This window comes from uncultured Oscillibacter sp., assembly GCF_900546705.1.
Lineage (GTDB): Bacteria > Bacillota > Clostridia > Oscillospirales > Oscillospiraceae > Oscillibacter.
In genome coordinates, this window is the sequence record NZ_URDP01000054.1 from 1 (window position 1) to 10,147 (window position 10,147).

The 10,147-nt window shown below is 61.6% G+C and carries 7 protein-coding genes and 1 tRNA gene; 2 read left to right on the forward strand and 6 right to left on the reverse strand.

What is annotated here, in order from left to right:
• The 6 genes from QZS13_RS09365 to typA all read right to left on the reverse strand — a co-directional run.
• On the reverse strand, nt 1–924 hold a 924-nt coding region (locus QZS13_RS09365; protein WP_295588271.1), incomplete at its 3' end, for an argininosuccinate synthase.
• Nucleotides 925–1,212: 288 nt separating this feature from the next.
• Nucleotides 1,213–2,571 (reverse strand): lyase family protein, encoded by a 1,359-nt coding sequence (locus QZS13_RS09370; protein WP_295588273.1) that lies wholly within the window; start codon nt 2,569–2,571, stop codon nt 1,213–1,215.
• Nucleotides 2,572–2,692: 121 nt separating this feature from the next.
• Complete coding sequence (locus QZS13_RS09375; protein ID WP_295588275.1) at nt 2,693–5,008, reverse strand: M56 family metallopeptidase; 2,316 nt, start codon at nt 5,006–5,008, stop codon at nt 2,693–2,695.
• A 2-nt stretch (nt 5,009–5,010) separates the two neighbouring features.
• On the reverse strand, nt 5,011–5,373 hold the full coding sequence (locus QZS13_RS09380) for a BlaI/MecI/CopY family transcriptional regulator (RefSeq protein WP_295588277.1): 363 nt from the start codon (nt 5,371–5,373) through the stop codon (nt 5,011–5,013).
• A 116-nt stretch (nt 5,374–5,489) separates the two neighbouring features.
• Nucleotides 5,490–6,446, reverse strand: a complete 957-nt coding sequence (locus QZS13_RS09385) for a stalk domain-containing protein (RefSeq protein WP_295588279.1) — start codon at nt 6,444–6,446, stop codon at nt 5,490–5,492.
• Nucleotides 6,447–6,569: 123 nt separating this feature from the next.
• A complete protein-coding gene (typA, locus tag QZS13_RS09390; RefSeq protein ID WP_295588282.1) occupies nt 6,570–8,393 on the reverse strand; it encodes a translational GTPase TypA in 1,824 nt (607 codons plus the stop codon).
• 335 nt (nt 8,394–8,728) lie between these two features.
• Here typA and QZS13_RS09395 point away from each other — a divergent pair, with 335 nt between their 5' ends.
• The gene (locus QZS13_RS09395) at nt 8,729–9,892 is read left to right on the forward strand and encodes a phosphoglycerate dehydrogenase (protein WP_295588285.1); all 1,164 of its coding nucleotides are present in this window, start codon (nt 8,729–8,731) and stop codon (nt 9,890–9,892) included.
• Nucleotides 9,893–10,067: 175 nt separating this feature from the next.
• A tRNA-Arg gene (locus QZS13_RS09400) sits at nt 10,068–10,144 on the forward strand.
• The last annotated feature ends 3 nt before the right edge of the window (nt 10,145–10,147 follow it).

The window sequence follows — 10,147 nt, forward strand, 5'->3', positions numbered from 1 at the left end:
CTTCATGTGGGCGGTGTCCTTGTCGATGGTGATCATCTCCAGGCACTGATGGGCCTTGTAGAGGATGGTGCCGCCGGGCGTCTCGTACACGCCCCGGTCCTTCATGCCCACCAGCCGGTTTTCCACGATGTCCAGCAGGCCGATGCCGTTCTCACCGCCCAGCTTGTTGAGCTTGCGGATGATGTCGCTGGCCTTCATTTTCTCGCCGTCGATGGCCACGGGCACGCCCTTTTCAAAGTCCAGCGTCACATAGGTGGCCTGGTCGGGGGCGGAGATGGGGCTGACGCCCAGCTCCAGGAAGCCGGGCTTTTCGTACTGGGGCTCGTTGGCGGGGTCCTCCAGATCCAGACCCTCGTGGCTCAGGTGCCAGAGGTTCTTGTCCTTGGAGTAATTGGTCTCCCGGGAGATCTTCAAGGGCACGTTGTGAGCCTCGGCGTAGTCGATCTCCTCGTCACGGCCCTTGATATCCCACTCTCTCCAGGGAGCGATGATGGTCATCTCGGGGGCAAAGCGCTTGATGGCCAGCTCGAAACGCACCTGGTCGTTGCCCTTGCCGGTGCAGCCGTGGGCGATGGCATCGGCGCCCTCGGCCTTGGCGATCTCCACCAGCTTCTTGGCGATGACGGGCCGGGCGAAGGCGGTGCCCAGCAGATACTGCTCATAGCTGGCACCCATCTTCATGGAGGGAATGATGACCTCGTCCACCATCTCGTCGGTCAGGTCCGCGATGTACAGCTTGGAGGCGCCGGTCTTGAGAGCCTTTTCCTCCAGGCCGTCCAGCTCGTCGTTCTGCCCCACGTCTCCGGCTACGGCAATGATCTCAGGGTTGCCGTAGTTCTCCTTCAGCCAGGGAATGATGATGGATGTATCCAGTCCGCCGGAATAGGCCAGGACGATTTTTTTGATCTCTTTTTTGCTCTTCATGGTGTGTCCCTCCGTTGCGTTGTTTGTTGATGTATGAATTATACGTCTTATTTGAATAAATATGCAAGTGTCATGTTGCACAACATTTCCAGTTTCGGTTGGTTAAATTTGCATGTTTTTCCATATATAATCTGTATATCAAACTAAATATTCATAATTTTCAAGTTTCACCTTAAAATATTTCATTCCAAATCGCTGCTTTTTCCAGTTTCCATCTCAATTGTTATATCAGGAAGCGAAAAAATACCCCGGCGTGCAGAACTGCACGCCGGGGATGCACCAGAGCCTTTATACCATTTTTTCAGGCCGCACGGTCTCGTCGAACTCCTCCCCGGACAAAAGGCCCAGGGAGAGCACCGCCTCTTTGAGGGTCGTCCCCTCCTCCAGTGCCTTTTTTGCGCACCGGGCAGCCGCCTCATAACCGATTTTCGGCGTCAGGCAGGTGACCAGCATCAGCGAATTGCGCAGGTTCTCCTCCATCTTCTCCCGGTTGGGCACGATTCCCTCCACGCAGTGAACCCGGAAGGAATCACACACATCCGCCAGCAGCCGGGCCGAGAGCAGAAAGTTATAGGCCGATACCGGCAAAAACACGTTGAGCTGGAAGTTGCCCTGGCTGGCCGCCATGCCGATGGCAGCATCATTTCCCATCACCTGTACCGCCACCATGGTGACAGCCTCGCACTGGGTGGGATTGACCTTGCCGGGCATGATGGAGCTGCCCGGCTCATTTTCCGGGATGCGCAGCTCTCCCATGCCGCAGCGGGGGCCGCTGGCCTCAAAGCGGATGTCGTTGGCAATCTTCATGAGATTGGCCGCCAAGGCCTTGAGCGCCCCGTGGGCAAACACCAGGGCGTCCTTGCTGGTGAGGGCGTGGAACTTATTCTCGTCCGGACGGAACTCCATGCCCGTCAGACGGCACAGGTGGCGGCAGACCATGGCGTCGTATCCTCTGGGGGCGTTGAGTCCCGTGCCCACCGCTGTGCCGCCGATGGCCAGGGCGCTCAGCTCCGTCAGAGCCAGGCGCAGCATCCGGCAGGGGGCCTCCACGCTCTCCCGCCAGCCGGAGACCTCCTGGGAAAAGCGCAGGGGCGTGGCATCCTGCAAATGGGTGCGGCCGATGCGGATCAAATCCGGGTAGGACTCCTCCAGCGCCCGGAAGGCGCCGGCCAGCCGCTCCGCCGCCGGCAGCACCTGCTCCGCCACGGCCATGGCCGCGGCAATGTGCAGCGCCGAGGGGTAGGTGTCGTTGCTGGACTGGGAGGCGTTCACCTGGTCGTTGGGATGCAGGGGCACCCCCCGCTCCGTGGCCAGGTGGGCGATGACCTCGTTGACGTTCATATTGGTCTGGGTGCCGCTGCCGGTCTGCCAGACCACCAGGGGGAACTCCTCATCCCACTGCCCGGCCCGGATTTCCGCGCAGATCTGGGCAATGGTTTCCGCCTGCTCCGCCGTCAGTTTGCCGGCCTCGGCGTTGGCCCGGGCGCAGGCCTCCTTCAAGTAGGCGAAGGCAGTGATGATCTCCTTGGGCTGGCGCTGGCCGCCGATTCTGAAGTTCTCGATGCTGCGCTGGGTCTGAGCGCCCCAGTGGTGCTCCGCCGGAACGGCGATGGGCCCCATGGTGTCGTGTTCCATCCGGGTATTCATGGCAAAATCCCCCATTTTGTAAGATGGTTCCATTATAGAAAAGTTTTCGCCTTTGCGCAACAATTTGCGTCAAATCTTCCCGCCATGCTGTCCGGAGTGCCAAAACGGAGGACTCCGCCCGTCAGGCAGCAGGCTCCTCCTCACTGTACAGACTTCCCAGCAGTGTCAGCAGCTGCTCCAGCTTCTCCGGCGAGGTGCCGTAGTCCCCGATCTGCGTGCCTGCCGGCAGGTTTTGGGCTGCAATCTCCCGCGTCACCCAGGTATAGGACGTTCCGTCCGACGACCAGGCCTGCACCCGCTGCACGTCCGGGTACAGCGCCAGCAGCACTGTGCCGCTGCGGCCCAGCTGCTCCTGCTGCATGGCCTGCTCCCAGACTCCCTCCCGGGTGAATTGCAGCGCCAGCACCCCTTCCTCCAAAGAGGTGGTGAAGGTTCCCGCCAGGGATTCATCTCCCCAGGGCCCCCGGAGCACCAGCTCCTCCATCGTCTCCTGGGCCGGGCGCGACTGGGCCAGGGTGTAAAGGGCCTCGGCCTGCGATGCTGTATGGTTTGTGCCTGGAACGCCGCCGCTCCAGCCCAGATATGCCAAAAGGTCCCGGATGCCCTCCGGCGTCTGACCCAGGTCCCGCAGGTCCTCATAGCCCAGGTTCCGCGCCCAGGAATCCGCCTGGGTACGCTCCAGGTACACGGTCTTTTCCGTTCTGCCGCCCTCCCCCGTTGCCCATGTGGGATAGGACCAGCGCACCTCCTGGAGATCGTCCGCCAGGGCCATGAGCAGCGCGCCCCGGGTCAGCATGGACGCATCCAGGGCATTTTCCTCGTAGGGCGCAGACTTGAACTCCACCAGCAGTGCCTGTTCCTTGGAAAGCCGGGTAAAGGTATAGGGCCCCAGCAGATCCGTCTCCAGCGCCTCCAGCAGCACTGCCGCGTCGTCATCCCCCAGGGCAGGCGTACGGAGCGCAAAGAGAGATGCGGCCAGGTCCCCTCCGGCAAAGGCCTCCACCCCCTGCTGGGAGGTGGCCAGCCGCAGCCGCACGCCGCCGCTGGTGAGGATAGGATCGCCCGACGCCGGGACGGCGGTGCCGCCGCCCGCTTTGTCGGAGAGGTAGATGGTCACCAAGGTGGTCCCGCCGGTCTCATCCAGGCGGAGCCGCTGGCCCATCCGCCCAACTCCCGCTTTGAACCCCACCCCCGTATAGTGGGGCTGGGGCAAGGCCACATTCCAGCTCTCATCCCGGAACGAGCCCACCAGCGTATCAGAAAAGCCCCCTGCTTCATCAAACGGAACATTCCAGTAGAGGATGCCGGAAAACGTCCGCTCGCTCTCCTCCGCCAGGTCCCCGCAGGTGAGCAGCCGGCTCTCCGTCCGGGTGCCGTAGGCGTAGACATCGGCGTACAATGCCCAGGCCCGGATGGGCTCCTTCAGATCCCAGGACACTTCCATCATAGGACCCGGGGCCTCCAGCCGCACCCAACTGCTGCCGGTCAAACCGTTGCCAAGGCACGCCGTCACCGCCAGCACCGCCGCGGCGGCTGCCAGGAATGCCACCCGGGGCGTGGCTCGCTTCCACGCAAGCACATTTTTCACCCGCCGGGCCGCATCGTGCTCCCCGAAGGCCAGGGCCGCTGGCATGGGCGCCGCCGCGGCATGGGCCACCAGAGACAGGCTGTATCCCCGCTTGGCCTGTTCTCCCAGAAGGCCCAGCACCGCCTCGTCACAGCTCATCTCCATATCCCGGCAGAAGAACACCCAGCAAAGCCACACTGCCGGATTCCACCAGTACACCGCCAGCAAACACCACCCCAAAAGCTTCCACCAGGGGTCCCGGCGGCGGATGTGATGGCGCTCATGGGCCAGGACACAGGTGCGCTCCATGTCATTCAGGTGCAGCGGCAGATAGATCCGGGGCCGCAGAAGTCCCAGCACGAACGGTGTGGGCACGCCGCCGCAGATCCAGACCTCTCCTCCCTGCCAGACGGCCTCACGCACCGTCCGCCGCAGGCGCACCACGCTGACGATGCCCCAGGCCAGCACCGCCAGCATACCCAGCGCCCACAGTACGGCGCACCAGGGAAGCGCCGCCTCCCAGAGCGTCGGCTCCACCGCCTCCGTCACCACGGCGGTGCCGTTCATGGCGGCAGGCGGCACTGCGGCAGCAGCGGGCACCGTATCCACCAGGGAGCGCACCGCGCCGCTGCCCACAGCGCCGGTGGCCTCTCCCACCGCGTGGACGCCCGGCAGGTTGTAAAGGCTCCAAAGTCCCGCCAGACTCACCGGGCAGGCAAGCCGGAACCCCACCGCCAGCCACAATCCGTAGCGGTACCGGGCCGGCGCCCGGCCCAGCGCCGCCCGGACGGCCAGCACCAGGGCCATCACCGGCAGCGCCGCCACCGCCATGGACAAAAGCCGGGAGAAGATTGCTGTCAAAGCCGTCATGTTCACCCCTCCCCGTATTGATCGATCAGCCGCCGCAGCGCCTCCGCCTCCTGCGCCGTCAGCTTCCGTCCGCCCATGAAGGCGGTGAGGAACCCCGGCAATGACCCGCCGAAGGCCTTCTCCACAAAGGTTTCCGCCGCGTCCCCCGCCACGGTCTCCCGGGCTACAGCGGAGGATACGATGCTGCTTTCATTTTTCAAAACACCCTTTTCACAGAGCTTTTTCAATACCGTGTAGGTGGTCGACTTCTTCCATCCAAGCTCCGCGGCGCAAAGACGCACCAGCTCCCCGGAACCCACCGGCTCCGCCGCCCACACCACCTGCAAAAACCGGTACTCACTGTCGCTGAGGTGATACTGCTCCATGTCCGCACCTCCTTTTAAGTCTACTATTATAGACCTTCTTGCGGTTTTAGTCTATAATAATAGACCTCCTTTGTCAAGAAAAACCGGAACACCGTAAGATGTTCCGGTTTTTTCGTTTATCCGGCATGGAAGAGATTCAATGCCTGGAGCAGAACCTGGGCGGACAGATAGGTAACGCCCGCCTCCTTGACGCAGGCCCCCCCCAGAGCGGCGCCATCGGCGTCCAGCACCTGGCCGCCGGGCCTGGCCACCAGCACAGTTTTCCCGTTTTGGGAAACCACCGCGCCCTGTGTCCCGTCCCAGCGGACCGAAAGCCCCAGGACCTCCGCCACCGCCCGAATAGGCAGCAGTGCGCCGTCGGCTTCGGTCATTCTGGCCTTCCGCTCCACCGCGGTGCCGTTGACCACCACCGTGCCGTCCTCCGTCCAGGAGACATAGCCGGCATACGTATAGGGGAATACCAGCGTCCTGGCCACACTGCCGTCTTCGTTCTTCCACACCAGAATCCGGGTGCCGGGGATCAGGTCCTCCAGCCGGACAATATTCTTGGTAAGGTAAGGCGTCAGCTCCGCCTCATCGGTGATCTTGAGCACCGTGCCGTCGGTGGCAGCAACCTCCGTCCAGGTCAGGGCCGGAGGCGGATAAATGGCGATCATGGCCTGGGGCGTCACGGAAGAGATCTCGTAAAACTGCGGCACAGCGTAGTCGGCCGGAATGTTACCCAGGACCAAAATGGCCGTGGCCTGTGCCGGCAGACTCAGCAGCATGACAGGCTCCACCCAGGCATACACCGTGTCGCCGTTTTTCAGTCCGGCAAGGTCCAGCGGCACACCGGTGACGGCATCCAGGCAGAGGATCTCCTCGCCCCGGAGGATCACCTCATGGAGCGGATCGTTTTCATTGGGATTTTCCACCAGCAGCCCGCCGTCGTCCAGACGAGTCAGGGTCCCCCATACCCGAACAGGGCCCCCCTTGGCAGCCGGAGCGGACTCGCCCTCCGCAGCCAGGGCAGGCAGCGTCAGCAGTGCGGCGCACAGCACCAGGGACAGACATTGCAGGAGTCGCTTTTTCATCTGCATACATCCTTTCCGTATCCGTAATAGCGGCGGGATTTCCGCTTTTATCAATTAGACGCAGTGAGCGGAAAAAGGTTCCCGGTAAAAAAACGCCCGGGCAGAGCCCGGACGTCCGTTTGTTTACTTCTTGCCGTGCATGGCCTTCATGCGCTGCTCGTGGTTCAAGATGGCCTTGCGGATCCGCAGACTCTTGGGAGTGACCTCCAGCAGCTCGTCGTCTGCCAGGAACTCCAGGCACTGCTCCAGGCTCATCTGCTTGGGAGGCACCAGACGCAGTGCATCATCGGAGCCGGAGGCGCGGGTGTTGGTCAGCTGCTTTTTCTTGCAGGCGTTGACGGTGATGTCCTCGCCACGGTTGGCCACGCCGATGACCATGCCCTCGTATACCGGCACACCGGCGCCAATGAAGAGGGTGCCGCGCTCCTGGGCGTTGAACAGGCCATAGGTAATGGACTCGCCGGTCTCGGAACAGATCAGGCTGCCCATGCCCCGGCGCTGGATGTCACCCTTGTAGGGGGCGTAGGAGTCGAACACGGAAGCCATGATGCCCTCGCCCTTGGTGTCGGTGAGGAAGTCGTTGCGATAGCCGAACAGGCCCCGGGCCGGCACCAGGAACTCCACCTTCATCCGGCTGCCCACAGGGGTCATCTCCAGCATATCGGCCTTGCGCTGGCCCAGCTTCTCGATGACGGCACCCACGCAGTCGCCGGGCACGTCCACCACCAGACGCTCAATGGGCTCGCACTTCTTGCCGTCGATCTCCTGGTAGAGCACCCGCGGGGGGGATACCTGGAACTCATAGCCTTCCCGGCGCATGGTCTCGATGAGGATGGAAAGGGACATCTCGCCCCGGCCCGCCACGTTGAAAGCGGTATCCCGGTCGGTGTCGCTGACCTTCAAGGACACGTCCCGCAGCGTCTCACGGTACAGACGGTCCCGCAGCTGACGGGAGGTGACGAATTTGCCCTCCCGGCCAGCATACGGAGAGTCGTTGACGGAGAAAGTCATCTCCAGGGTGGGCCGGGAGATCTTCACGAAGGGCAGCGCCTCCACGCACTCCGGAGCGCAGATGGTGTCGCCGATGGTCACCTCGCCGATGCCGCTCATGGCGATGATGTTGCCGGCGGTGGCTTCGGTGACCGCCTGGCGGGTCAGGCCCTCGAACTCATAGATGGCAGTAGCCTTGGCTTTCCGCAGCACGGCCTCGGGGTCGTGGTAATTGCAAAGTGCCACTTCCTGGTTCTGCTTGAGCGTGCCCCGCTCGATGCGGCCGATGGCGATCCGGCCCACGAAGTCGTTGTAGTCGATGGAGCTGACCAGCATCTGGAAGGGCTGGTCCGTATCCGCCTCCGGTGCGGGGATATATTCCAGAATGGTCTCAAAGAGGGGCTTGAGGTCCGTCCCCTGCACGTCGGGGGAGTAAGAGCAGATGCCCTGCCGGGCGGAGCAGAACAGCATGGGGGAATCCAGCTGCTCGGGGGTGGCGTCCAGATCCATCAAAAGCTCCAGCACCTCGTCGATGACCTCGTGAATCCGCTGGTCGGGGCGGTCGATCTTGTTGACCACCACGATGACCCGGTGGCCCAGCTCCAGGGCCTTGGAGAGCACAAAACGGGTCTGGGGCATGGGGCCCTCCGCCGCGTCCACCAACAAAATGACACCGTTGACCATCTTGAGGATCCGCTCCACCTCACCGCCGAAGTCGGCGTGGCCCGGGGTGTCCACAATATTGATCTTCACATCCTTATACCGGATGGCGGTGTTCTTGGCCATGATGGTGATGCCGCGCTCCCGCTCCAGATCGCCGGAGTCCATGACCCGATCCACAGTCTCCTGGCCTTCCCGGTACACACCGCCCTGCTTGAGCATCTGGTCTACCAGGGTAGTCTTACCGTGGTCGACGTGGGCGATGATGGCAACGTTTCTCAAATGTTCATTCTGCATAAATGCGCGTCCCTTTCTTTCTCGGTTAAAGGCACTTTGCCTGTTATTCACATACAGCTCATTATTATAATCTGCCCATTTGTGTATTTCAAGTAAAATATTCAATTTTTCTCTCGTTTCCGTTGATTTTCTCTCTCAACGCCTCCTCTGTGTCCCCAGATATTTTTTTCACCAAAGAACTGTGTCCGCCGCTGGCGTTTTTTAGTCTTTCGTACATTGACGCTCATCCTCCGTCCGCCCTATAATGGAATTGCTGCAACGGAAGCGGCGCCAGCGCCGCACGTTCCGCTGCAAGTAATGTGGTTCGCTGGAACCACCCAGGAGGCAGTTTCGCCATGTATCAGATCAAAACCTTCAACAAAATTTCCCCCGTCGGACTGAACCACTTCGATCCGGAGCTCTACACCGTCAGTGACAGCTGCAGCGGTGAGGACGCCATCGTGGTCCGCTCCGCCAAACTGCTGGACTACGAGTTCTCCCCCAACCTGCTGGCCATCGCCCGGGCAGGTGCCGGCGTCAACAACATTCCCCTGGATCGCTGCTCCCAGGCTGGCATCGCCGTGTTCAACACCCCCGGCGCCAATGCCAACGCCGTCAAGGAGCTGGTGCTGTGCGCCATGCTCATCGGCTCCCGGGACGTGGACGGCGCCATCCGCTGGGTGCGCGATCAGGTGGATGCGGGCATCGACGTGACCACGGTGGTGGAAAAGGGCAAGTCCGCGTTCATCGGTCCGGAGCTCTATAAAAAGACGCTGGGCGTCATTGGCCTGGGCGCCATCGGCACCCTGGTTGCCAATGTAGCACTGTCCATGGGCATGGACGTCTACGGCTATGACCCCTTCCTCTCCGTGGACAACGCCCTGCGGCTGGACCGTCATATTCACGTGGTGAAGGACATCCGGGATCTCTATAAGCGGGCGGACTACGTAACCGTCCACATCCATTACACATCGCAGACAGAAAAGATGATCAACGCCGAGGCCATCGCCTCCATGAAGCGGGGCGTCCGTTTCATCAACCTGGCGCGGGGCGAGATCGTGGACGACGATGCCATGCTCTCCGCGCTGGACACCGGCAAGGTGGCCTGCTACATCACGGACTTCCCCAACAACCGCATCGTCAAGGCGCCTCATGTAATTGCCATGCCCCATCTGGGTGCCTCCACGCCGGAGAGTGAGCAAAACTGCGCCGTGATGGCGGTGGATGAACTGCGGGACTACCTGGAAAACGGAAACATCCGCAACTCCGTCAACCTGCCCAACGTCACACTGGAACGCAGCGGCGTCATGCGCATGTGTGTCATCCACCGCAATATCCCCGCCATGCTGGCTAACATCACCACTCTGCTGGCCCAGGACGGCGCCAACGTGGAAAACCTGAGCAACAAGTCCAAGGGTGACTACGCCTACACGCTGGTAGACCTGAACACACAGGTGGGTGCCTCCGTCATCGAGGATGTTCGCAACCTGGCCAATGTGATCCGGGTACGTGTTATCTGAGACGCCGCCTCATTGTTTGGCGGATTGACAGGCAGCAAAGAAACGGGTACAATGGGCTTTGTCCCTTGTACCCGTTTTATATGCCCCCGTAGCTCAGTTGGATAGAGCGGTCGCCTCCTAACAATCGAACCGTTCGAATCCCGGAGCCTTGAAAAATTGAATAATTTCTGTATATGCCCCCGTACCTCACCAGGATAGAGGGTCCGCCTCCTAAGCGGAATGTAGTGAGTTCGAGTCTCGCCGGGGGTGCCAAAA